This window comes from Lysinibacillus sp. BNK-21 (assembly GCF_048684915.1).
Taxonomy (GTDB): domain Bacteria; phylum Bacillota; class Bacilli; order Bacillales_A; family Planococcaceae; genus Lysinibacillus; species Lysinibacillus capsici.
Genome location: NZ_JBLQTS010000001.1, coordinates 4,373,260 through 4,397,216, shown reverse-complemented (window position 1 = coordinate 4,397,216; position 23,957 = coordinate 4,373,260). Strand labels below are relative to the sequence as shown.

The window sequence follows — 23,957 nt, the reverse complement described above, 5'->3', positions numbered from 1 at the left end:
ATTTTTACCGTTTTTTATTTTAAATCATCCTACCATTTATAAGCAAAATCAATCCTACAAAGAACATAATCCAAGAAAGGGTCGAGCTTGTTCTTTGATCAAAAAGCGTTTGAATTTTTCTTAAAGGTTTATTCATAAATCGGCGGAATAATAGATGTAAGCATAGTAGGATGATCCCTGGTGCAATCATTACTAAATTGTATCCTGCCAATAAAGGTAACCATTCATAAAACACTATTTGATTACTCGTTAAAATACCTATTGCCGCGAAATAAGGAAGAGCGGTTGCAATTTCTAAAATAGAAGTTGTGAAACCTAAAGCTACCATAGAGCTGACATGTAAAGATTTTGGTTTAGGGGATCCATTTGCCTTTCTTTTTGGAACTAACCAACTGCCAATAAATAAAATTCCCCCTACCATGGTCATGATTAATCGAGCTGAGTAACTATCTAGCAAATTAGAAATAGGGTTGAATATGACACCTAGACCTAACATTAAAAAAATCCCAGTACTAAAGTAAAACAACCCAACAGTCATTAAATAGGTTAATAAAAGGCGGATCTGCTGTTTTTTAGCCACAAGCAATACATAGACGGATACGCCAATTATAGAAGGACTAAACATGTCTAACAAAGCTAAGGTACCAATCAGTAGCAACATTTCTATGTTCATGATTGTGATTTTCCTAACGCCTGTTTTTTTGTTTCATAAACATGAAAAGCCTGCTCTATAAAATGTAGAAATTCTTCCTCTAAAGGATATAATCCAATTTGTTCAGATTTATAAGTAGATTTTCTTATGGTCCACATCTTCTCTAAAAATTCATCATTTCCGTTATATTCTACCTCGGCTTTTTCCATCATTCGTTTAATAATAAACTGAACGGAATCGGCTTCAGGACTTTCCTTATGAAGCTGCTTTAATTGACCTAATAAACCAATCCACTCTAAAGAATTAGGATCATTTTTATTTAAATTGGGTAATTTTCTAAATAGTTCCATTTCTATGGCTGCAAAAATCTGCTGGCAGAAGGCTTGCTTATTATCTCGTTCTTGATTTGAAAGCTTAATGTACTTTTGGATAAGGGACTCTGTCAACCCACCTTCGATAGACGAAGCATTCTTTAATCCAAGAATAGTGTTCTTCATTTGCTGTAGTTTCTTTTGCTCTTCTGCTACAAAAGCTAACTGATGGTCTAAACTTGCTTCCCAGTTCCATGAATTATTGATAAGCGTCTGAATTTCTTTCAACTTGAAGCCCAATGCCTTTAAAAATACAATCTGTTGTAACGTTTTGAGTTCGTTCTCTCCGTATATCCTATGTCCCCCCTCAGTCTTTGCTATAGGAAGTAACAAGCCGATCTCCTCATAGTAACGTAACGTTCGAACAGAAATGCCAGTTTGTTTTGATACATTGTGAATCGTAATCAAGGTAATCACTCCTCCTCTCTGTTAATGACATTATATAAAATGACGTAACGTCACTTTCAAGAGGGATTGTAAAACTCCTTTCTTGGAATCTCTATAACTTAGGAATATAATGGGTGTGTAACTCGAAATTTGTCAAATAACTCGGAAAATATATAGACTACTATAGAAAGAAGGGACATGAAAAGTGGGAACTGAAAATTCCGATCGTTTCCTGACAGCGTTTAATCGAATAGATCATAGACTGAGAGATATTGTAGGTGCGAAGGATTTTATGCCTTTTTATCGGCTGATTGATCAAGCAAAGAAAAAGGATGTCTTGGTGAAGAAATATGAAGATGATCTCCGCTCATATGCGGACTTACGAAATGCGATTGTGCATCATCGTACATCATTACATTATGTGATTGCAGAGCCACATACTGATGTTGTAGAACGAATTGAATACATAGATGCTACCCTTGCTAAGCCAACGCTTGTGGGGCAAATGTTCCGTAAAAGAGTATTGATTTTTCAAGAAAATGATTCTTTAAAACATGTTTTAAAAGTGATACGTCAGCGCAAATATACACAATTTCCTGTTTATTATAATAAGCAGTTTAAGGGGCTCATCACAACAGTAGGAATCACAAATTGGCTTGCGTCAAAGATGGGTGGTGATCATTTACCGAAAAGAATACCAACACTGCATGATATCTTATTGCATGAGAAAAATAGAGTGAATTACAAATTTGTCAGTAGAACGATATCCATCTATGAGGCTGAGGAAATATTTAAACAAGGAGTCGAAAGAGGGAGACGCTTTGAGGCATTATTAATAACGGAGCATGGTCAACCACATCAAAGATTACTCGGTATTATTACGCCCTTAGATATTGTCAAAATTGATTAACAAAAAAACGAGACTAGACAAGCAATTAAGGGCTTGAATGTCTCGCTTTATCTTTTAAGCTGATGTACAAGGAACCATTTGTTTGGACTTGAGCAAAATAAACTTCTTCTACAGAATGCACATTTTGCTTTTTCAATTTCTTTATTACCCAGTCTTCTGTCAGCTCAAGTTCAACAATATTCTCGGTAATAAGTTGACCATCAGAAATAACTTCTGTAGGAAGGTAGGTAGGTGGTGATACATCGGCTTTAACATCCTGCTTTGTAGCCACTTGTTCAGAGGTTTTTTGTAGCACACTGAGCTTTCCATTCGTTTCTAGTAAAGCATACTCAACGTCCTGTACGGAGAAAATGGCTTGTTCACGTAACATCATTGTAAGCTCATCTAGATGAAGACGGTTTTTTTGTAGTGCTGATTCTAATATAAGACCCTTTTGAATAACAATTGTTGGTTTATCATCAATGAGAACGCGTGCTTTTTTAGATTTAATCGTAATAACGGTCATCAAATACGTTAAAGCACTCCACCAAACGAGAGAAATCAAACCATCTAAAAATGGTGTTTCTTCCTGAGAGGCAATTTCTGAAGCGATCGACCCAAATGTAATACCTGTAATGTAATGGAAAAACGTTAACTGGCCTAATTGTTTTTTACCAAGTAGACGTGCCAGAATTAGTAAGGCAAAAAACGAAAGTGTTGTTCGTAGAATCATTTCCCAAAAGTGAGCATGAATAAAGCTTTCCATGCATATATCAACTCCTTTTACAGCTGTCGAACTATAGCTTGTGCAAAATGGTCGATAGTATGCGACAATCATTTTTAAACAAAATAAGAGTGAGGTGGCAACATGAATAAACAATTAAATGTAACCAATCCAATCTATCCAATAATGATTGCAATCGGTGTTGCTCACCTAATCAATGATACGATGCAAGCTGTTATCCCAGCGATGTTTCCGATATTTAAGAGTGAATTAGGATTGACCTTTACACAAATTGGAATGATTTCTTTTGTATTAAACATATTTGCTTCTGCATTGCAGCCTGCGGTAGGCTTTATTAGTGATAAAAAACCAATGCCTTATGCTTTACCTATCGGTATGATTAGTTCATTTATAGGGATTGCTATTATAGCGTTCACAACGCAGTATTGGATTATTATTATTGCGGTATTATTTATAGGCTTCGGGTCAGCTATTTTTCACCCTGAGGGATCGAGAGTTTCCTTTATGGCAGCTGGATCTAAACGAGGACTTGCGCAGTCAATTTATCAAGTGGGGGGAAATTCAGGGCAAGCACTAGCACCATTAATTAGTGCTTATATCTTTGATATTTTAGGGCAACGTGGGGCTGCGATCATATTAGTAATTGCAACGTTTGGTATCATTTTATTAAGTAAAATTGCTACATGGTATAAAAAACAATTGGAGCAGGAGCGTGCAACTAAGAAAAAGCGTGTACTCGTCTCAACATTGCCTCCATTAACAAAGAAACAAGTAGGAATCGCATTAACATTATTATTTACAATTATTTTTGCACGATCATTTTATACAACAAATATAACAAGTTTTTATGTGTTTTATCTAATGGATCACTATGAGGTCAGCCTTCGACTAGGGCAAATATTAATATTCACCTTCATGGCATTTGGTGTAGTAGGTACCTTTTTCGGAGGTTCTTTATCAGACCGTATTGGTAGGAAAAATGTCATTATCCTTTCTGTAGTTGGCCCTATGCCATTTTGTTTAGCATTGCCATATGTACCATTATGGGCGGCTATGATATTTTTAGTTATTATTGGTACGTTGATTATGATTAGCTTCTCCGTAACGGTGGTCTATGCGCAAGAGTTAGTCCCAACAAAAATTGGCACCATGGCAGGTTTAACAACAGGATTTGCTTTTGGAATGGGCGCAATAGGGGCAATGGTTATCGGCGTTTTAATGGATCATAAAGGCATTGATTTTACAATGATTGTTGTTTCATTATTACCTTTATTATTACTAGTTGCCTTCTTCTTACCGAAAGATAAACCTGCTTCAGCTGCTGTCTAATAAAAAAAACGCGTATCTACGCGTTTTTTTATTGTCTTAATGGAGCTAAAAATTCTGCTGGCAATTTTTCCTGATCAATTACATAGCCCTCTGAAATATGAACTTCATGCATTTTATCGTTGTAAGTAAATTTAAAGATGCCATTGTCAAAATCTGTGCCAATTTCTTTGAAGAATATACCTTCAATCGATACATACTTAGGACATGTAAATGCTACTTTAAAGTTCTCCTGTTCTTTAATTAAGTAAGCACGTACTCCTTTTTCATATGTTTCATTTGCATCATCATCGGTTGGGCGTTGAACAGCTACGATATGAAAATCAACAAAAGGAACTTCCTTTAACAGTACGTTTAAGAACGAACCTTTAGTGATTTCCTCCCAACGGCTTTGTGCGCTTTGCCCTACGATAATTTGTGAAATACTATAATTCTTCGCGACCTCTGCAATAACCTTTTGTATGGGGCGTTTTTCATTATCTTGCAAAATAAATTTTTCAACCTCAAGTTCATCTGATAACTTTTTCCATTGCTCTATATAACTAGATTTCTCTGCGTCAAATGCATCAAGGGGTTGCGAATCGACTGAAAGAATATAGAGTGGGCAATCAAGCATTGTGGCCATCTTATGACCACGACGAATCAAACGTTCGCCATTTAAGCCGTAATAAACACAAACTAATATACTTTCATCCAAACGCCCTTTTACATGCTTCATAAAAAATGTACACCTCTTATCTGTTGGTATTTTGTTAATTTCACTGTTGATTTTGAAAAAATTATCCTAAAACAGCTAAAATCGATGCTGTTACAGTGCATTATGCTCATTTATATTGTATACTTAAAAATGTATAAAAGTTAACGAAAATGTATTGGAAAACCCTTGAAGGATTAAGCTTAAATCGATAATTAGAGATTATTTAATTTATGCATTCTGTGCATCTATGCTAATTTGCTTTCATATGCCACACTATTATGCAGTGAGTTAAATAGATAGTCAAGTGTCTTCATTATGCTGATATTAACTGAGTTGTAACTGTATAAATTATCTGATTTTCCACAAGTTATTTAGGCTTGCATCGGGTTAGAAGTGACTAAATAACTAAAATAACCGTTTTTATAAACAATTAGGCACTTTAATACCCCACCACATTCCATTAATAAATTTCAAGAATACATCTAATATGTTCCTTAGCTTGAACAAATTTCTAAAGTCTTAGCACTTTACATGCCCATCACCACAAAAATTTGCTAGATGATTTAGATAGTAGGAGGTTTTCATTTGGTCACAGTTCTCATTGCGATACTTTTGCCATTTGTTTGTGCTGCTCTAATTCCATTGCTTTACAGGCGACTAAGGCGTGTCACACATCTTGGCTGGTTTGTTTTATCTGTTCCATTCATCTTGTTTCTTTTACTCGCTCGCTATATTCCTCAATTAGCCGAGGGTAAAACCTTTATTCATACATATGAGTGGATTCCCTCTTTTAATATAAATTTCACAACTTACCTAGATGGACTCAGTATGATTTTTGGTCTGCTGATTACAGGTGTAGGTAGTTTAGTCATTTTATATTCTATTTTTTATTTATCAACGAAAGAATCTCTTCATCATTTTTACTGCTATTTATTACTATTCATGGGCGCTATGCTTGGCGTTGTTTTTTCAGATAACCTAATGGTATTATACACATTTTGGGAATTAACAAGTGTGTCATCATTCCTATTAATCGCATTTTGGCATCATAGAAAGGCTTCTCGGGCAGGTGCTAAAAAAGCGATGATGATTACCGTCTTTGGCGGACTCTCAATGCTTGCGGGTTTCTTAATGCTCTATGTAGCTTCTCATACATTTAGTATTCGTGAAATTGTAGCTAATGTAGAGGTTATACGAGATCATACCTTATTTACGCCAGCGCTTATTCTAATTTTACTAGGGGCTTTTACAAAATCTGCACAATTTCCATTCCACATTTGGTTGCCTGATGCTATGGAGGCCCCAACACCTGTTAGTGCTTACTTACATTCCGCAACAATGGTGAAGGCAGGCATTTATTTAGTTGCTCGTTTTTCACCGGTTTTTGGAGGAGAGGCAGTATGGTTCTGGCTAGTTAGTGTTATCGGCCTAGTTACATTATTCTGGGGCTCCTTTAATGCTGTCCGTCAGACGGATTTAAAAGCATTATTAGCCTTTTCAACAGTGAGTCAGCTTGGTTTAATTATGAGTCTCTTTGGTCTTGGGTCTGTTGGTCATTATTATGGCTATGAGGAAAACTCGATTTTTTACACCCAAGCAAGCTTTGCAGCGCTATTTCACCTTGTGAATCATTCGACCTTTAAAGGAGCTTTATTCATGATGGTTGGAATTGTCGATCATGAAGTAGGTACTCGTGATATTCGTCGTTTAGGTGGCTTAATGTCTTTCATGCCTATCACTTTTACAATTGCTGTGATTGGTAGCTTCTCAATGGCAGGACTGCCACCATTTAATGGCTTTTTAAGTAAGGAAATGTTTTTTGCAGCAGTATTGGCTATTCGTGATGTAGAAGCATTCTCTATTGCTGATATAGGGCTGTTTTTCCCTATAGTAGCATGGGTGGCAAGTATCTTTACCTTTGTCTATAGTTTGATTTTAATTAGTCGTACATTTTTGGGTAAACTACAGCCAGAGAAGATTGATAAAAAACCACACGAAGCTCCACTTGGCATGTTAATATCGCCAATTATTTTATGCTTGTTGGTAGTTGGTATCTTTTTCTTCCCTAATATATTAGGTCATTATATTTTAGAGCCTGCAATGGCTAGTATTTATCCAACATTCCCAACTACAAGTGAGTTAACACCACATATTCATGCATGGCATGGCATCAATGCAGAGTTATTGATGACAGTAGGTGTCATTATTATTGGAATTATCTTATTTAAAACATTAAAAAGCTGGAAGCCACTTTATCGTCTATTTTCACAAAAGTATACGTTTAATACGTATTACAATCGAATGATAGAGATGAGTGAAAATGGCTCACAGAAGCTTACAAATAAATATATGACAGGTAATTTAACACATTATTTTGTCTATATATATGTATTTTTTGTTGCACTTATCGCTGGTTATTTTGTTTGGTCAGATGCCATGACCTTTAATTTTGACAAAGATTCCGCTATAGAATCCTACGAGTTAATCCTTGTGTTTGTCATGATCTTTGCTGCTGTTTGGATGATTTTCGCAAAGGGTCGGGTGACAGCCATGTTGCTAAATGGTGTACTAGGCTATTCTATTGCCTTCTTCTTTGTTATTTTCCGTGCACCAGATCTAGCTTTAACACAATTAGTTGTTGAATCAGTCACAACAGCTTTATTCCTTTTATGTTTTAAATATTTGCCAGATTTAATGCCAGAGCTACCACGTAAAAGGGTTCAATGGTCAAAAGCATTGATTTCTATTTTTGTTGGTGCAACCGTAACAATTGTTGGCTTAGCCGTCGTACACTATGATCGCTTTGAACCAGTGGCTACTTACTTCAATGATGCCTATGAATTGGCTGGCGGTTCCAACATCGTTAATACCATACTAGGGGATTTCCGTGCTTTTGATACGATGCTAGAGGTTGTTGTTCTTCTGATTGCTGGCTTAGGGGTCTATGCTCTGACAAAGCTTAAGCCACGAAAGGAGGAAGCAGATCATGAAAATTAATGATGTGATTTTAAGGACCGTCACCAAAGCGGTTGTGTTCATTATTTTAACACTCGGCGTGTATTTATTTTTTGCTGGGCATCATGCTCCTGGTGGTGGCTTTATAGGTGGTCTGGTGTTAGCCTCAGGCATTGTTTTGTTATATCTAGCCTATGATATTGAAACTGTTCATAAAGGGATGCCTTTCGACTTCAAAAAAGTTGCAGCTCTTGGTGTATTGCTAGCAACTGGAACAGCAATAGGTTCGTTGTTTTTTGATGTCCCATTTTTAACACAAGCACATACGTATATAGATGTTCCTATCTTTGGGAAAATGGGCTTTTCAACTGTCACTATTTTTGAAGCAGGTGTGGCTTTAACAGTGGTGGGGGTTGTTGTAACAATTATTTTAAGTATAAGTGAGGATGAGTAGCCAATGGAGTCTTTAATACTTGTTTTAGTAGGTATATTAGTAGCTGTTGCGACGTACTTAATCCTCTCGAAGCAGTTATTGCGTGTTATTTTAGGCACCGCTGTTTTATCTCATGCTGCCCACTTACTGATTTTGACTATGGGAGGTTTAAAAAAAGGGGATGTCCCGTTATTAGGAGAATCAGAGGGACCATATACAGATGCATTACCTCAAGCATTAATATTAACAGCGATTGTGATTAGCTTTGCTGTCACTGCTTTTGTTCTCGTTTTAGGGTATCGCGCGTACAAAACAAATGGTTCAGGGAATTTTGATGAATTGAGAGGTACGCCTGATGAGTAATATGATTGTTTTACCATTAATTGTACCAGTAATTACGGCTATTTTACTGGTGTTTTTAAAAGAGCATGTGACGCTACAACGTATCATCAGCTTATTGACATTGAGCTTTATTATTATCATTAGCGTCATTTTATTAGTAGAGATTCAAGAACAGGGTGTGATGCGCATTGATTTTAGTGGATGGGCACCACCATTTGGAATCTCATTTGTAGCCGATTCATTTGCGACACTATTAGTGTTAGTTGCAAATATTGTAGCCCTCATTTGTATGCTATATGCAATTTTTACAATGGAGCTAAGATATGAAAAAATGTATTTTTATCCATTTACCTTGCTGATGATAGCAGGTGTCAATGGCTCATTTTTGACGGGCGATATTTTTAACTTATTTGTGTGTTTTGAAGTAATGTTGCTCGCTTCCTATGCATTGATTAGCTTAGGTGGCGAAAAAATTCAGCTACGTGAAGCATTGAAATATGTGCTCATCAACATTGTTGCCTCTTGGATTTTCTTAGTGGCACTAGCTTTTCTGTATGGAACGGTAGGCACATTAAATATGGCACATATTTCAGTTCGTGTAATGGAGGCAGGAGCTAATCCTCTTATTACAACAGTAGCGCTTATTTTCTTAATCGTCTTTAGCTTGAAGGCTGGACTTTTATTATTCTTCTGGTTGCCAGGATCTTATAGTGTACCACCAACTGCCATTGCTGCTTTATTTGCTGCTTTATTAACAAAGGTAGGGATGTATGCACTTGTACGTTCCTTTACATTGCTGTTCCCTAACAATCCTGAAGTCACACACACAGCTCTTGGCATCATGGCTGGACTCACAATTATAGCAGGCTGTATCGGTGCACTTTCAGGTCGTGATGTTAGAACAATAGCCTCTTACAATGTACTAATTGGCGTTGGTTTTATAATAATTGGGCTAGCTGTAGGCACAGAGTCAGCCTTACAAGGTGTTATCTACTATTTAATGCACGATATGATAGCTAAGGCTATGTTGTTCTTAGCTGTTGGCATGATGATATATCTCACTGGGGAAACAGTAATTGATAAGATGAGTGGACTTATTCGTAACTACCCCTTTTTTGGATGGTTGTTCTTTATAGCAATGTGTTCACTAGCTGGTATACCCCCACTGAGTGGTTTTTTAGGAAAGGTTTTAATTGGACAAGGTGCGATAGAAGGTGGCCATTTCGTTCTATTAGGTCTAGGGTTTTTCTCTAGTTTAATTGTTTTATATTCATTGTTAAGGATATTTCTTTCTTCCTTTTTCGGCGAAACCATTATTAGCTTAGAGGATGAAAAACCTTTACCTAAACGTATATTGTTGCCATTAACATTACTAGCTGTTTGCACATTTGGGTTAGGTATTGGGGCAGAAAAACTGGCACCATTTGTCACAGATGCAGCTGAAACACTTTATACACCATCTATCTATATCGATGCAGTTTTAGATGGCGAACAATGGCAAGGTGAGGTGAATAAATAATGGCGATGCAGTTTATTTTAAATTTATTTATCGCAACACTTTGGTTACTTCTACAGGATGAAGTGACACCACAATTTTCAACATTTTTAATGGGTTTTGTTGTAGGTATGGGTATTCTATATGCGATGCATCGCTTTTATGGTACTCAATTTTACATGAGGAGAGTCTTTTCCATTATCAAGTTATTATGGCTGTTTAACTGGGAGCTATTTTTATCAAGCTATAGTGTATTAAGACAAATCACTACACCTAAGCTAAATATTACACCGGGTATTTTCACATATAAAACTGTATTAGAGGGTGATTGGGAGATTACAGCTCTTGCCTTACTGTTAACGTTAACACCTGGCTCTGTCGTCATGGAGGTATCGGAAGAGGGAGATGTCTTTTATATTCATGCTATGGACATCGAACAGTCAAAGGATGCTGTTATACGATCAATTGGAAAATTCGAACAAGCAATAATGGAGGTGACACGCTAATGATTAACAATATATTACTTCTTGCACTTGCTTTCTTCAGTATTTCCATTGCGCTGTCGTTATATCGTGTTATCCGTGGTCCGTCAATGCCTGATCGAGCGATAGCTCTCGATACAATTGGTGTTAATTTATTATCGGCTATTGCGATTGTCTCTATTATATTGAAGACTAAAGCATATTTAGAAGCTATTCTTATTTTGGGGATTTTAGCGTTTATCGGAACGATTGCATTTACAAAATATATAGAAAGAGGTGTGATTGTTGAACGTAAATCAAATGATTGAATGGGCAGCAGTTATCCTTATTCTTATAGGTTCCATTGTGAGTGTTATTAGCGCATTTGGGATGATTCGCCTACCAGATGTCTATACACGATCACATGCTGCTACGAAAAGCTCTACATTATCGGTTTTAACCTGTTTGTTAGGAGCGTTTATCTATTTCTGGGTGCATGACGGTTTTGTTAGTGTACGGCTCATTTTAGGTATTCTTTTCGTCTTTGTGACAGCACCCGTTGCAGGGCATTTAATTTGTCGTGCTGCCTATCGTTCTCGCGTTCCATTAGCAAAGGACTCTGGTGAAGATGAATTAAAGTCAAAATTGTTCCCTGAAGAGCATACGATAAAATAGAAGGAGGACTGTTTGCCCTAAAGCAAACAGTCTTTTTAGTGCAAAATAATGAAAATAGTAGAACTGCAAAATTGATGAATAGATTCTTCAAAGAGAGTGGCGAAATCCCTGCACAAAAGATGAGAGAGCACTGGCTTAAGATAGCAAACATTGGACATTTCTTAACATTCAAGTGGATTCTAAATAAGTGAAAGGGAAGTTGATTGGTTAAATCAACTTCCCTTTCAAATTATTCTTGAAAAACTAATTGATACCCAGAGCCTCTTACCATAACGATTTTAGCTGTATGACCTGGAATCGTTTCAAGTTTTTTTCTTAAATTGCTGATATGAACTCGTAAGGCTTGTGTTTGTCCAAAGCTATCCTCGTCCCAAATAAGTCGGTACAGCTCAGCAGCTGGAAAAGCTTGATTGCAATGCTGTGCTAAAAAGAATAAAATTTGGAATTCCTTTGTTGATAAAGTTAATACAGTATCACCAATTGAAACTTTTCCTGAGTGTATATGGAAGTGTAATGTATGAATAATTTTGATTCCTTCATTTACGGAAGTATGTTCAATTGGTTGCATCAACTTTTTATGTTGCCTTCGTTCAAGTAGCCGCTCAATTGTTTTTAAGAGTCGGTTGTGGTCAATGGGCTTTAAAATATAATCTATAGCCTGTACATTAAAGGCCTCTAAAGCATAGTTTTCGTAAGCTGTAACAAAGACAATATCTATATAGCTTGAGACATCTTCTATTTTAGAAGCAAATTCAAGTCCAGTCATTTCAGTCATTTCAATGTCTAAAAACAAAATATCAGGTTTTAGCATATCAATATTTACTAAACCATCTTTTGGATTCTGGAAGGTTCCAATAATCTCAATAGAGCCACTTGCCTTTAGCATGGATTCTAATAAACGAATGGCTAAAATTTCATCATCTATAATAACTGCTTTTAACAAGCTGCTCACATCCTCTATAAAGTAATTATTGGAAATCTTATTTCAACAGTCGTTCCTTTGTTTTCGTGGCTATCAAAATGGATAATAGCGTTGTCGAATTTTTTTAATCTTTTGGAAATATTTAAAATACCAATGCCTTGACTAGCTGTTTTTTCACCATTTTGAATTTGCCTTAAAAGCTCTGAAGATATCCCAATGCCGTTGTCAATCAGTTGGAAAATCACCATATGCTCTTCCTGCCTTATAACTAATAGTAGCTCGCTAACCTCTTTTCTGACTTTCAAACCATGAAGAAGGGCATTCTCTACTAAAGGCTGAAGCAGTAAAGGAGGAATAAGACATTGGATAGGCTCATCCATGCAAATATTAAATTCTAATTGCTCAGGATATCTAGTACGATGAATATTTACATATGCCTCAATAAGACTAAGCTCCTTTTCCAAAGGGACAAGACTGTTGGCATTTTCAAAGGCAAAACTGTTACGTAAAAATGTAGCAAAATCTGTAATCATTGCCCGTGATTTATCTAAGTCTAAATAGCTTAGGGACAGAATGGAATTTAAGACATTATAAATAAAATGCGGTTTTATTTGTGCTTGTAAAAACGCAGTTTCCATTTTCACAGCTGTTTCTGCAGACTCCTTCAATAAAAGAAGATTGCGAACCCTTGTCATTAGCTCGGTAGCATCTAAAGGTTTATGTAAAAAATCATTTGCTCCAGATTGAAAGGCTGCAATCATATCCTCTGGGCGAACCGCCGCAGTCAACATTAGAATAGGTAGCTCTGTAGACGTGTAATGTTGCCTAACCTGTTGACAAATCTCATAGCCAGAAATTGTGGGCATCATTATATCTAAAATTAATAAATCAATACTAGGTTGTTGTGTAAGGTACTCAAAAACATGGTGTCCATTATCAATTGCTATAATGGAATAGTTTTCTTGTGTCAATATATCTATTAGTACCTTTAAATTAACAGCATCGTCATCTACAATAAGAATTTTTTTCTTTCCTGTTTTCTCAACAATATGTGGGAATGTTAGGAAAGGATGCTGGTATGTTTGGATTGGCATTGATGGTAATTCCTCATTTGTCGGCTGACCTTTTCGTAATTTGAATGAAAAGGTAGCGCCTTGTCCGACAATAGAATCAACAAATATTTTCCCACCCTGCCGTTCGACAAGCTCCTTTGTAATATGTAAACCTAATCCACTGCCACCAATTGAATAATTGAATTGTTGGAACGGGTTAAAAATGGTTTTTAAATTTTCTGGTGCTATCCCACACCCAGTATCCTTAACTTCAATCACAAGGAATGACTGTTTCTCATAACAAGTTATATCAATTTTTCCTTCATTTGTATACTTCACTGCGTTATGAATTAAATTATATAAAATTTGGCGAAGACGGTTTTCATCAGCTTGGACAAAGGTTCCCCGTTCTATATGATTATAAATTTTGACATTCTTACTAATCGTGTAGGAAAGCACTTCTACAGTCATATGTGTAATGGCATATAAATCAACAGATGCCATCCGCAATGTTAATTCATTCTCCTTCAGCTTTGAAAAATCAAGTAAATCATTGACTAAATAGGATAGACGTTCTGCAATATTGAAAATAAGTGATACTTTTTCTTTTTGTTCGTCCGCTGAGATAGGTAAACTATTATCCTTCAGCATAGATTGTGAAATGCCTATAATGCCATGTAAGGGCGTTTGGAATTCATGAGATGTTTTAGCGAGAAACTCATCCTTTAATTTATCTACACGTATCAGTGCCTCCGTTAGCTTGCCTTTTTCTAAATAAGAATCTGCAAAACGATGAGAAATATATAGGGAAAGCATTGTCAGGCAAATAAATGGCAACAATGGTGGTAGAGCACTCAGTTCAAGATTAATATTTGTATTTAAAGTAGCAACGATAAAATAAAGCAAAATGGCTAGAGAGCTTAACGTTAAATACATTACTCCAGTAGCACGTTTGTAAATTGCTATAATTTGTACATAGAAGATATAAACAATATTTGCGAATACATACAATGAGTTGATATTCTGAAATAGTGAATTAAAGGATGTTGGAAGCAATGCAACCAGCATTAGAAGGGTACCTATTGCGCAAAACACTTTCACAACTAAACGGTTCATATGTTTTATTAGAGCACGGTAAAAATACAACAATATAAAAAGGCCTACAGCTATACTAGAGATCATTTGCATTTTCTGAAATGGAGCATAGGAAATATTTATAAAGTCTAGTAATAACTTTTCGCCATGAGTAAGGGTGTAAACCCCACTTGCGAAACAAAATATAGAGAAGTAAAGCTGTTCTATACCAAATTTTGAATAAAGATATGAGCCAAAAAAGTAGATAAACATTGTTAAAAAACCTGCTAAGGTAATTAAATCGTAGAATATGGCACCCTCTCGAAGCTTTGCAATACTAGATTGATCCCCCAAAAAAATGGAGCTAATAATTCCTCCTCCTGGTGCATAATCAAAATTGGCTACATGAACAATCAATTCAAGTTCTTTTTTATCAGGCGAAAAATAAGCGGTATATGGGGTATTGTGGGGTATATAGCTGCTATCCTCAGCTGGTTCTCCACTATGTCCAACTCGCTTTCCGTTAATATACAATGCGTTCGACATTCGAATGTTACTCGTTTTAATTCCTAAAATATCTTCGGTATCATCGATTAAAACCTTGAGACGATAAGTCCCACTTTCAAATACAGGTATTTGTTGCCCATCAATTGTATATTTTGTCCAAGCTGAAGGGACATTAACAAGATAGCTTTGATAGGAATCAAAGGCTTCACCGTCCACTAAATGATTCGGGATAAATTCCCACTCCCCATCTAATTTGATAGGCGTATTATCGTGAAATGAATGATGACGTAAATCCATCACACCTTCAATCGCTTTCGGCCCATGCGACTTAGGTTGAGTTAAGAAAAAGGTAATGCCTGCTATCAGCACTGAGCCAATAATAATTGCGAACAATAACGATAATTTTTTCATCGTAAAAATCCCTTTCAAATGATTTATTTGGATTATACAAGATAACTTACGGCATTAATACAAAAATCCTACTAGCGATGAAATCTAAATATTGCGAGCTTAAAGGATGGCGATAATCTCTATCTCTGAACTGTTGAAATTAAGTTGTTTTTATGATGGAGGAATAAATAATGCTAAAACGGAAAATAGTAAAGTTACTTTGTAAAATGAATGAAAACAAAAATAAATTGACTTATCAGAAAATTATGCATATAATATTTAGCTAAAATTTTTTTAGTTTATCTTGATTATTATTTCAAAAGAGTATATCTTAATTAGCAGATAGATTTTTTATTCTTCAACATGAATAAATATCCAATCAACTATATTCGAGAAATGTATTCTCATACACAATAAATTATAAATAAAAGGAGTTACAATTTATGAAGAACAAGTTATTCATCATGATGCTGGTACTAGTAATAGGTGTACTTGCAGCATGTGGCACTAAAGACAATAATGCAAGCGATACAGGTTCTACTACGGATACAGAGGGTAAGCAAGTATTAAAAGTTGGTACATCAGCTGACTATGCGCCATTTGAATATGTGGATGCAGCAAAAGGCGAAGAAATTATTGGATTTGATATTGATCTAATCAAATTAGTTGGAGAAAAAATAGGCGTTGATATGCAAGTGCAAGATATGGACTTTAACAGTTTAGTGCCAGCACTTCAAGCAGGTAAAATTGATGTCGTTATTTCTGGTATGACACCGAATCCAGAGCGTGAAAAAGTGGTAGATTTCTCAGATAAATATAATGAAACAGAGCAAGTAATCCTTGTTAGAAAGGATAGCGGTATTAAAAAAGAAGCTGACTTAGCTGGTAAAAAAATAGGTGTACAAACTGCATCTATTCAGGAAAACTTAGGTAATGAAATTGCGAAAAAGGTTGATGTAACAGTAGAAGGACGTACGCGAATCCCTGAGATTGTGCAAGATATGATGTCTAAACGTTTAGACGCAGGTATTTTAGAGGGTGGCGTTGCGAAAGGCTATTTAAAAACGAATGATCAATTAGAGGCTTTCCCAGTGGAAGAACAGCCTGAAGATTTCAAAGCAATCGCTGTTCCAAAAGGGAGCGATTTAAAAGATAAAATTAATAAAGCTTTAAAAGAGCTAGCTGAAGAAGGCAAAATCAAAGAGTTAGAAGAAAAATGGTTAGAAAAAGTTGAATAATAATTGCGTGCGATAGCTCTACTTTTGGGCTATCGCTTGTGCTTTTCATTATTATCCTTTAAGCCTCTTCTAAATTTGTGTTTGGTACAAAAAACAAAGCTACATCATGATGAAAAAGAAAGGAGGGAGCGCTGTGAATTTAGATTTTACAGCTATCGTTCCCTCTATTCCTTATATTTTAAAAGGGATAGGTGTTACACTTCAAATTGCAATCGGTGCATCCATCATTGGTTTTATCGTAGGTATACTTTTAGCATTATGTAAAATTGGTAAAGTGAATTTTTTACGTTGGTTTGCTGATTTCTATACGTCGATTTTCCGCGGTACACCTCTTGTATTACAATTACTAATTATTTATTATGCAGTACCGCAATTACTAGATATCCAAATTGAGCCTATTCCAACAGCTATTATTGCTTTTGGTTTAAATTCAGGTGCATATATTTCGGAGATTATCCGTGCTGGTATCAATGCAGTTGATAAAGGACAAATGGAAGCTGCACAAGCATTGGGGATTCCATATGCAAAAATGATGAAGGATATTATTATTCCGCAAGCAGTAAAAAATATTTTACCATCCTTAGTAAATGAATTTATTACATTAAATAAAGAAACAGCAGTTGTGACAGTAATCAGTGCATTAGATATTATGCGTCGTGCCTACATTGTAGGAGGTTCGACATACCGTTATCTTGAGCCATTACTTTTTGCAGGGGTAATCTATTACATCATGACGCTTGTTTTAACGTTCCTTGGTAAACGAATCGAGAAAGGAATGAGAAAAAGTGATTAAAATTGAAGATTTACACAAATCTTATGGGCAGAATGAAGTATTAAAGGGTATATCAACTGAAGTTAAAGAAAAAGAAGTAATTGCTATTATTGGACCTTCAGGATCAGGTAAATCGACATTTCTTCGTTGCTTAAATTTATTAGAAACTCCGACAAGTGGGAAGGTAACGATTGCAGGGGATGTCCTGACAGATAAAGGGACAAATATAATGAAAATACGTGAAGAAGTAGGTATGGTATTTCAGCATTTTCATCTTTTCCCTCATAAAACTGTGCTTGAAAATTTAACATATGCGCCAATCAATGTGAAGGGTTTGGATAAGGCTACAGCTATCAACAAAGCAGAAGAGTTACTAAAGAAAGTAGGTCTGTTTGAGAAGCGTCTAGAATATCCAAATCGTTTATCGGGAGGACAAAAGCAACGTGTTGCTATTGCGCGAGCACTTGCCATGGACCCTAAAGTTATATTATTTGATGAGCCTACATCGGCACTTGACCCTGAAATGGTTAAAGAGGTATTGGCTGTTATGAAAAACCTCGCAGATTCTGGGATGACCATGTTGATTGTGACACATGAGATGGGCTTTGCTCGTGAGGTTGCTGATCGTATTCTTTTCCTTGATGGCGGCAAGCTCATTGAGGATGCTCCTCCAGAACAGTTTTTTTCAGCGCCATCAACACAGCGTGCAAAGGATTTTTTAGAGAAGGTTTTATAATAAAACAACAGGCATTTAGCTTCTCCGTTAGATGAGAGCTAAATGCCATTTTTATTGAAGGGACATATCAAATTGAGTCTGAAAGGTGTCTAATGTAAATAATTCCTCAATATGATAGGCTCCTGCTGGATGTTTATTGTTAAGAAACTCGTTAGCTATAAATGCTGCAACTTTCGCTGTTACAAGTGATTCATCGCGATCAAGAAAGTCTAATGTGAAGCTTACTTCTTTGTGATGTTTTGTCCCAATGGCTTCTATTTGTATGCCACACACATCAGAACCAATTTTAATTTTTTGAATAAGTGAAGCGAGCAAGATTTGTATACCGTTAAATTTTAATAGGCAAGCAATTCTACTCTTTTGTAAAAAGGATACAAATTTATTGAGTGGCTCAACATCAAAGCCTAATCTTGTGACGATAGGAATAGAAGGGAAATGCTTTGTTAATGTATGCTGGTCAGAGAAATTAAATTGATACACACTTCGTTTCCCAATCTTTTTAAATTTCACGGTTCTCTTATTAGTAAAATTAGCAACCTTATGATTGTTGTAGCTACTAAAGGGTTTATTTAATTGTTGCAATATCCAAAGAATTGCCGCGGTGCCATGTGTATCGCCTGCCCCAAGTAAGATGGAAATATGCATCTTCTCGAGGGAGGATAATTGCCTTGCAGCATGCATGGCCATTAAGTTGGTCAATCCTGGAGCCATACCAACACTAAAAATGGCTGTAGAATGTTTTTGTACAGCTAGTGAGTGGAGTGCCTCTAACTTTTTAAGGAAGGTATAGCTTGCAGTAATATCGATATAGATAATCCCTTCATTTAAGCAGAGCTGTGCAAATGCAGTATCCTTTTGCTCTAGACACATAATGACCAGTGCTACATTTTCTAATTGCTCTGGATGCACTTTTTCTGACACATCCAATTGAAGAGGTCTTACTAAATTTTTGTGCTGGACACAGAAATCCTTAGCCTTTTCTATATTTCTTCCGGCAATCCATATTCTGTTGGGATAGTTTTGCAACAATAATTTTGCAATTTTCCCTCCCACTTCACCATAGCCTCCGATGATTAAGATATTCCCATTTTTCATATAGTAGTTTCTCCTTTAATAGCGACTAAAGCGTCAATCATATGTGTTTTAAAATAGGGAAGGATTGTTGTAAAGCCAGCCTCTTTCAGTAAATTAATAAGCAATTCAAGATTAATCGGATGGGTTGTGACGCTAAAGGATTGCTCAAAGCGTTGCCAATGATCCTCACCTATTCCGTTATGAAGCATGGAGCTTCGCCAATAACAAAGCTCATGTTTGAACGTTTGTGAAGTTAAATCAGCATTTATCGATGAAATAAATAACACTCCATTTTCTTTTAAGCTATCCGCAATCTTTTGAAGCATTGTTCTCTTTTGATCAAGGCTTTTTATGAAATGCAAAACCAAATGACAACTAACTACATCGAAAACCTCATTTACTCTTAAGGATAGTAGATCCTTCTCAACCCACATAATAGTAGGTCGATGTGGGTGCGATTCAATTTGTTTAGCAGCCAGCTCCAGCATTTCCTTTGAGGAATCGACTGCTGTGAAATGGGCAGAAGGAAATGATTTGCCTAAAGTGAGTAATTCCTGTCCACCTCCAGCACCTACCACTAAAAATTTATTTGCAGGAGTGAAATTCTGAAGTATATTGACCATCATGTCATAAATAAGATCATAGCCTATGATTTTTTGTCGAATGGACTGTTGATAATTGTTGACAGAAGGACTGTCCCAGCTATGTATAGATCTATTCATTAAAATACCTCCAAAGCAATTTATTTTTATACGTTAAAATTTCGAGAGCAATTCCTTCATCTTTAAGCAATCATTCTGATGAAAGGCTGATGACTGTTTAGTGAAGTCACCTAGTATCTGTGTAGGACTATTCCCTAAAAATATCTGGTGGACCACCTTAACTAGGTATGAAAATAGTTTGATGTGCTAGACCTCCTATAAGTTGTAATGGCACTCTTTTTGCATATAGATTAGCTCCCATATTAAGAGGAAGTACCATAAATTGTGCTTGGATTTTTTGTATTTGAGCTAAAAGGGTATCTACTGTTTCCCAGGTAATAAGTTCAATATCCTCTTTTGTTCTGCCAACAGGATGCTTGGAAAAATAGCAGACGAGTTAGGGGCACTAATAGTAGCTTTAATCTGAATTCACACCACCCACAATTGCTTGAGACGATTTCTCTGAGCAGCCACTAATAACGGAAGTAGCTAGCAAGAAAATAAAAAGTAAAAATTTTCTTCAAAATAGTATTCCTACTTGTTGAATTTCTGTACAATTCAATTAAGAATTATTCTCAATTATAAACTTTCGGAAAAAAAGAACTATCCCATATTTCTGGGGGGAGGTAGGTGTTTATGAAGGAAGCACAATATTGGCAACGAAAATCTGACCAATGCTTAAAGCACAGCAAAAATTCGTTTGAATATCGTCAATTGATGATCGAAGCTCTACGAAGACATATAAATTTTGATGCGTATTGCTGTACATTAACGGATGTACATACTCTTTTTTCAGTAGGAGCAGTCACAGAAAAATCAATAGAGGCGATTCATCAGAAGATTATGGAGTTGGAATATACGACAGAAGATGTAAATAAATATGGATTCTTAGTTCAAAGTGGTCAAAACATAGGTAGGTTAAGCGATTCCTCTAGTCGGAGCTTTCGCTATAGAGAAGTTTTAATGCCCAATGGTTTTAGTGATGAAGTAAGAGCTGCATTAATTTATCAAGGACAATGCTATGGTTTTTTAACACTATTCAAAAGAGCTGAAAATGAAAAGCCTTTATTTAAAGAACAAGATGTGGTGCTTATAAAAAGACTGATGCCATTTATGGGTGAATCATTAAAGAAGTTCTATCATTATATTATTGAGGAGAGGATTCCAGCTGTAGAAGGAGAACAAGGCATTGTTATTTTTGATAAAGGGTTAAAAATTCTTTCAAGTAATACCAAAGCTTGTGAATTGCTATCTATTTTAAGAAAGTATGAAAGTTTAGCAGAAACTCAAGTTCCTAAGCCTATTCAAGCTATCTGTGCAAAATTACTTGCTGACAAGTACAATTCAAATACTTCTTTAATAGTACCTATCAAAGATACAGGCTATATTGCTATTCGGGCATCACTTTTGCTGACAAGCCAACAAGAACAGCAAATTGCTTTATTAATAAATGAAGCATCATCAAGAGAAATGCTCAATTTCTTAATAACAGCCTATAATCTTACCCTCAGAGAAAAGGAAGTAGTATTTGAAGTTATTAAAGGGATTCCTACAAAAGAGATTGCTTATAATCTTGATATTTCAATCTACACGGTACAAGATCATTTAAAGGTAATTTTTCAAAAAGTAAATGTCTCAAATCGAAATGAGCTAGTATGGAAGATCTTCTCCCGCTTCCAATTAGATTAAAGGTGGGCTAACAAAAGAAACTGCTATCTTTCTAGCAGTTTCTTTTGTTATTAGCATTTTAATCAGTAGATTTGTATTAGAAGTTAAAAGGTTAAGAAAAATTAACCTAAAAAAGGGAATGAACTCATAGCGGAATCTATGGACCTATAATATAATGAAAAAAAGTTATAAAGAACCAAAAAAATGTAACCTTTAGATTTTTTATTAGGTAATAAGAATTATTTGTTTTACATAAATTAATTTCTGAATATTAAAATATTTTAATTGGAGGTATCACACTTATGGCATGGACATTTAGTTTTAACGTTACAAATGACACAGATCGAGATTTAGAATTGGTGGAATCACAATTGCACTGGGGATACTGGAATACAAATGGTGAAGAGGATAAAGGACCCCAATCAATTAAAGCAGGACAAACAATACAGGCCGTTGGGGTCAAATCTGCCTTTGGTCCGAATGGTTACGAATTTTCTTGTTCATGGAAGGATAATAACAAGAATCATGAAGGAAATATGCAGGAACCATATGGTGTTGTAAGCCTTTATGTTAATGTGCCATATAACAATCCCAATGAAGCAACTTGCAGAGCGAATGGGTATTTTGAAGTGAATGAATGGAAGGGTATTACTCATGATGGACATAACTTTGTTCGAGATATACGGATTTCGAATAAGATGGACAGGATTAGAAAAAAGGAAGTACCTAATAGTTTATATACAGATTGGTCCAAAATAGACACATTAAAGGTTGTTGAGAATGTAGAAACTATTGATCTAAATCAGTATATTCCTAGTGGAGTTAACTTTGAAAAGAAAGCAATATTTAAAACGTCTATATTTAAAATTTCGAAAAAACTTTGGGATGGGGTTAATGATGTAGATTTTGATAGCCTTTATTTGAAAAAGCGTGAAGTGAATGATTATTTTTCTGTTGAGGTTACTTGCATAAGAGCAGATGCTTCAAAAGTTGAAACTGTCACTAGAAGAGGAAAAATAAAAGTAAAAGATGAACAGTTTATATCGACTACAAGTAAAAAAGTAGTAGAAAAGGTTAGCACGATTGAAACCGCACTGAAATTTTCGGAAAAAGCTTCAGTTTCTGAAGAAAAGATAGTGAAGGCGAGTGTTGAGCAAGAATTACAGACGGAATTAAGAGCGAAGTTTAATATATTAAATTCTGTGACCAAAGAACAACAACAAACAGAAAGAAAGTCAATTGATAGAGAATTTGAAGCACCAAACGATAAAGATATGGATGTTGTACCTTGGATTTTTAGTAAAATGATTCTTTTATATCGAACTGATAAAGATAATGTGACAACATTAATCGGAGCATCCGAATGGGATTACGCAATTTTGAACCGTACACATGAATTCGATGTTATGGATAATGCAAAGATAAAAGTAACAACAGGAGGGGAGAATTAAAATGGCAACTTGGACTTTTTCATTAATGATAACAAATGCAACAGATCGTGAATTAGAAGTTTTTCATAAGGAGAGAACTTGGGGTATTTGGAATACAGAGGATATTGAAGGCAAAGAGCCTATGAATGTTCCGCCTAATACAACTATTCAGGCTTTAGGAATTAAGGCTTCAACAGGGCCTAATGGCTATGAATGTTCTTGCTCTTGGCGAGATAAGGTACCGCCAGGTGAAAAATCCTATGGTACTATCTCGTTATCATTAGACGTACCGCAAAAAAGTCAAAATAGAGCTGAATGCTTGGCTGATCATCAATTTCATATAGATAGCTGGGAAAAACTACCGGAAAAAGGGCATAACTTTGTGCGTTCCATCATTGTTACAAACAAGAACTCCTAAGCGCAATTAATATTTGTATGGTGATAAATATGAAACGAATTACATGTGATTTTTCTGACGATTTGATAAATTTTGATGAAATAAGCTTACGTCTCGCTACAAAGGAAGACCAAGCGGTATTATATCGAATATTTGAAGAATCACGAATGGAGTTATCTTTTATAGAGGATGAAAATGTAAGGAAAAGTATTGTACAACAACAATATGAATTAGATAATGTGCAGACTAAGAAGATGTTCCCAAGGGCAGAAAAGATAATTGTTCAATATAAAGGGAAGCCAATCGGGAGATATACCATTGATAAAACAAATATAAACTATCGATTAATTTGGATAGGATTCCTTCATACGTGGAGAAGCAAAGGTATTGGGAAGTATATTATACAATCTATGATGAAGGAAGCAACCCATTATTTGAAGGGCATGGAACTTGAAGTGGCTAAATTTAATATAGCTGCCTATCAGTTATATAAAAAGCTAGGGTTTAAGATTGTAATGGATAAAGAAGCAACATTTGAGATGTACTGGAGAAAATAAACTTAAGGAGA

Annotated in this window: 24 protein-coding genes; 16 read left to right on the top strand and 8 right to left on the bottom strand. The window is 35.6% G+C overall.

Annotation, left to right across the window (positions count from 1 at the left end):
• Positions 1–19 precede the first annotated feature (19 nt).
• Together ACMGGO_RS21985 and ACMGGO_RS21980 are read right to left on the bottom strand one after the other, a co-directional pair.
• Positions 20–673, bottom strand: a complete 654-nt coding sequence (locus ACMGGO_RS21985; protein ID WP_374806309.1) for a GAP family protein — start codon at positions 671–673, stop codon at positions 20–22.
• On the bottom strand, positions 670–1,440 hold the full coding sequence (locus ACMGGO_RS21980) for a MerR family transcriptional regulator (RefSeq protein WP_420282267.1): 771 nt from the start codon (positions 1,438–1,440) through the stop codon (positions 670–672). The genes ACMGGO_RS21985 and ACMGGO_RS21980 overlap by 4 nt, the downstream gene beginning before the upstream one ends.
• Positions 1,441–1,615: 175 nt before the next feature.
• Between ACMGGO_RS21980 and ACMGGO_RS21975 the strand changes: the two genes are divergently transcribed.
• Positions 1,616–2,320, top strand: a complete 705-nt coding sequence (locus ACMGGO_RS21975; RefSeq protein WP_048395772.1) for a CBS domain-containing protein — start codon at positions 1,616–1,618, stop codon at positions 2,318–2,320.
• A gap of 25 nt (positions 2,321–2,345) precedes the next feature.
• On the opposite strand, the gene ACMGGO_RS21970 is transcribed toward ACMGGO_RS21975, so the two are convergent.
• The gene (locus ACMGGO_RS21970; RefSeq protein WP_082148191.1) at positions 2,346–3,065 is read right to left on the bottom strand and encodes a DUF421 domain-containing protein; all 720 of its coding nucleotides are present in this window, start codon (positions 3,063–3,065) and stop codon (positions 2,346–2,348) included.
• A 102-nt stretch (positions 3,066–3,167) separates the two neighbouring features.
• Here ACMGGO_RS21970 and ACMGGO_RS21965 point away from each other — a divergent pair, with 102 nt between their 5' ends.
• Positions 3,168–4,373 (top strand): MFS transporter, encoded by a 1,206-nt coding sequence (locus ACMGGO_RS21965; protein ID WP_048395769.1) that lies wholly within the window; start codon positions 3,168–3,170, stop codon positions 4,371–4,373.
• Positions 4,374–4,401: 28 nt separating this feature from the next.
• Here the strand turns inward: ACMGGO_RS21965 and ACMGGO_RS21960 are convergent, their stop codons facing one another.
• Positions 4,402–5,088 (bottom strand): histidine kinase, encoded by a 687-nt coding sequence (locus tag ACMGGO_RS21960; protein WP_036075307.1) that lies wholly within the window; start codon positions 5,086–5,088, stop codon positions 4,402–4,404.
• A gap of 564 nt (positions 5,089–5,652) precedes the next feature.
• On the opposite strand from ACMGGO_RS21960, the gene ACMGGO_RS21955 reads away from it, so the two are divergent.
• Genes ACMGGO_RS21955 through ACMGGO_RS21925 form a run of 7 tightly spaced genes read left to right on the top strand, consistent with a single transcriptional unit; the run spans position 5,653 to position 11,428 of the window.
• Entirely contained in the window at positions 5,653–8,064 is a 2,412-nt protein-coding gene (locus ACMGGO_RS21955; RefSeq protein WP_257962172.1) for a Na+/H+ antiporter subunit A, read from the top strand.
• Entirely contained in the window at positions 8,054–8,476 is a 423-nt protein-coding gene (locus ACMGGO_RS21950) for a Na(+)/H(+) antiporter subunit B (RefSeq protein ID WP_004233141.1), read from the top strand. Before ACMGGO_RS21955 ends, ACMGGO_RS21950 begins: the two co-directional genes overlap by 11 nt.
• Before the next feature lie 3 nt (positions 8,477–8,479).
• The gene (locus tag ACMGGO_RS21945) at positions 8,480–8,818 is read left to right on the top strand and encodes a Na(+)/H(+) antiporter subunit C (RefSeq protein WP_004233143.1); all 339 of its coding nucleotides are present in this window, start codon (positions 8,480–8,482) and stop codon (positions 8,816–8,818) included.
• Entirely contained in the window at positions 8,811–10,316 is a 1,506-nt protein-coding gene (locus tag ACMGGO_RS21940; RefSeq protein ID WP_048395766.1) for a Na+/H+ antiporter subunit D, read from the top strand. Before ACMGGO_RS21945 ends, ACMGGO_RS21940 begins: the two co-directional genes overlap by 8 nt.
• A complete protein-coding gene (locus ACMGGO_RS21935) occupies positions 10,316–10,798 on the top strand; it encodes a Na+/H+ antiporter subunit E (RefSeq protein WP_048395764.1) in 483 nt (160 codons plus the stop codon). The genes ACMGGO_RS21940 and ACMGGO_RS21935 overlap by 1 nt, the downstream gene beginning before the upstream one ends.
• Positions 10,798–11,082, top strand: a complete 285-nt coding sequence (locus tag ACMGGO_RS21930) for a Na(+)/H(+) antiporter subunit F1 (RefSeq protein WP_004233151.1) — start codon at positions 10,798–10,800, stop codon at positions 11,080–11,082. The genes ACMGGO_RS21935 and ACMGGO_RS21930 overlap by 1 nt, the downstream gene beginning before the upstream one ends.
• Entirely contained in the window at positions 11,060–11,428 is a 369-nt protein-coding gene (locus ACMGGO_RS21925; protein ID WP_048395761.1) for a Na+/H+ antiporter subunit G, read from the top strand. Before ACMGGO_RS21930 ends, ACMGGO_RS21925 begins: the two co-directional genes overlap by 23 nt.
• A gap of 229 nt (positions 11,429–11,657) precedes the next feature.
• Here the strand turns inward: ACMGGO_RS21925 and ACMGGO_RS21920 are convergent, their stop codons facing one another.
• Both ACMGGO_RS21920 and ACMGGO_RS21915 read right to left on the bottom strand, forming a co-directional pair.
• A complete protein-coding gene (locus tag ACMGGO_RS21920) occupies positions 11,658–12,380 on the bottom strand; it encodes a DNA-binding response regulator (RefSeq protein WP_231595762.1) in 723 nt (240 codons plus the stop codon).
• Between the two features lie 5 nt (positions 12,381–12,385).
• A complete protein-coding gene (locus ACMGGO_RS21915; RefSeq protein WP_420282266.1) occupies positions 12,386–15,394 on the bottom strand; it encodes an ATP-binding protein in 3,009 nt (1,002 codons plus the stop codon).
• Between the two features lie 422 nt (positions 15,395–15,816).
• On the opposite strand from ACMGGO_RS21915, the gene ACMGGO_RS21910 reads away from it, so the two are divergent.
• The 3 genes from ACMGGO_RS21910 to ACMGGO_RS21900 all read left to right on the top strand — a co-directional run bounded on the left by ACMGGO_RS21910 (position 15,817) and on the right by ACMGGO_RS21900 (position 18,119).
• Positions 15,817–16,611, top strand: coding sequence for a transporter substrate-binding domain-containing protein (locus tag ACMGGO_RS21910; RefSeq protein WP_420282265.1), 795 nt, complete (start codon positions 15,817–15,819; stop codon positions 16,609–16,611).
• A 133-nt stretch (positions 16,612–16,744) separates the two neighbouring features.
• Positions 16,745–17,404, top strand: a complete 660-nt coding sequence (locus tag ACMGGO_RS21905) for an amino acid ABC transporter permease (protein ID WP_036075291.1) — start codon at positions 16,745–16,747, stop codon at positions 17,402–17,404.
• Positions 17,397–18,119: an amino acid ABC transporter ATP-binding protein gene (locus ACMGGO_RS21900; RefSeq protein ID WP_054548544.1), complete on the top strand. Its 723-nt coding sequence runs from the start codon at positions 17,397–17,399 to the stop codon at positions 18,117–18,119. The genes ACMGGO_RS21905 and ACMGGO_RS21900 overlap by 8 nt, the downstream gene beginning before the upstream one ends.
• A gap of 51 nt (positions 18,120–18,170) precedes the next feature.
• Here the strand turns inward: ACMGGO_RS21900 and ACMGGO_RS21895 are convergent, their stop codons facing one another.
• Together ACMGGO_RS21895 and ACMGGO_RS21890 are read right to left on the bottom strand one after the other, a co-directional pair.
• Positions 18,171–19,214 (bottom strand): saccharopine dehydrogenase NADP-binding domain-containing protein, encoded by a 1,044-nt coding sequence (locus ACMGGO_RS21895; protein WP_416141264.1) that lies wholly within the window; start codon positions 19,212–19,214, stop codon positions 18,171–18,173.
• Complete coding sequence (locus ACMGGO_RS21890) at positions 19,211–19,915, bottom strand: class I SAM-dependent methyltransferase (protein ID WP_420282264.1); 705 nt, start codon at positions 19,913–19,915, stop codon at positions 19,211–19,213. The genes ACMGGO_RS21895 and ACMGGO_RS21890 overlap by 4 nt, the downstream gene beginning before the upstream one ends.
• Positions 19,916–20,530: 615 nt before the next feature.
• On the opposite strand from ACMGGO_RS21890, the gene ACMGGO_RS21885 reads away from it, so the two are divergent.
• The 4 genes from ACMGGO_RS21885 to ACMGGO_RS21870 all read left to right on the top strand — a co-directional run bounded on the left by ACMGGO_RS21885 (position 20,531) and on the right by ACMGGO_RS21870 (position 23,946).
• Positions 20,531–21,583, top strand: coding sequence for a helix-turn-helix transcriptional regulator (locus ACMGGO_RS21885; RefSeq protein WP_420282263.1), 1,053 nt, complete (start codon positions 20,531–20,533; stop codon positions 21,581–21,583).
• Between the two features lie 281 nt (positions 21,584–21,864).
• Positions 21,865–23,013 (top strand): hypothetical protein, encoded by a 1,149-nt coding sequence (locus tag ACMGGO_RS21880; protein WP_048390798.1) that lies wholly within the window; start codon positions 21,865–21,867, stop codon positions 23,011–23,013.
• A gap of 1 nt (position 23,014) precedes the next feature.
• Positions 23,015–23,410: a hypothetical protein gene (locus ACMGGO_RS21875; protein WP_048390796.1), complete on the top strand. Its 396-nt coding sequence runs from the start codon at positions 23,015–23,017 to the stop codon at positions 23,408–23,410.
• Positions 23,411–23,439: 29 nt separating this feature from the next.
• Positions 23,440–23,946: a GNAT family N-acetyltransferase gene (locus ACMGGO_RS21870; protein WP_048390794.1), complete on the top strand. Its 507-nt coding sequence runs from the start codon at positions 23,440–23,442 to the stop codon at positions 23,944–23,946.
• Positions 23,947–23,957 lie beyond the last annotated feature (11 nt).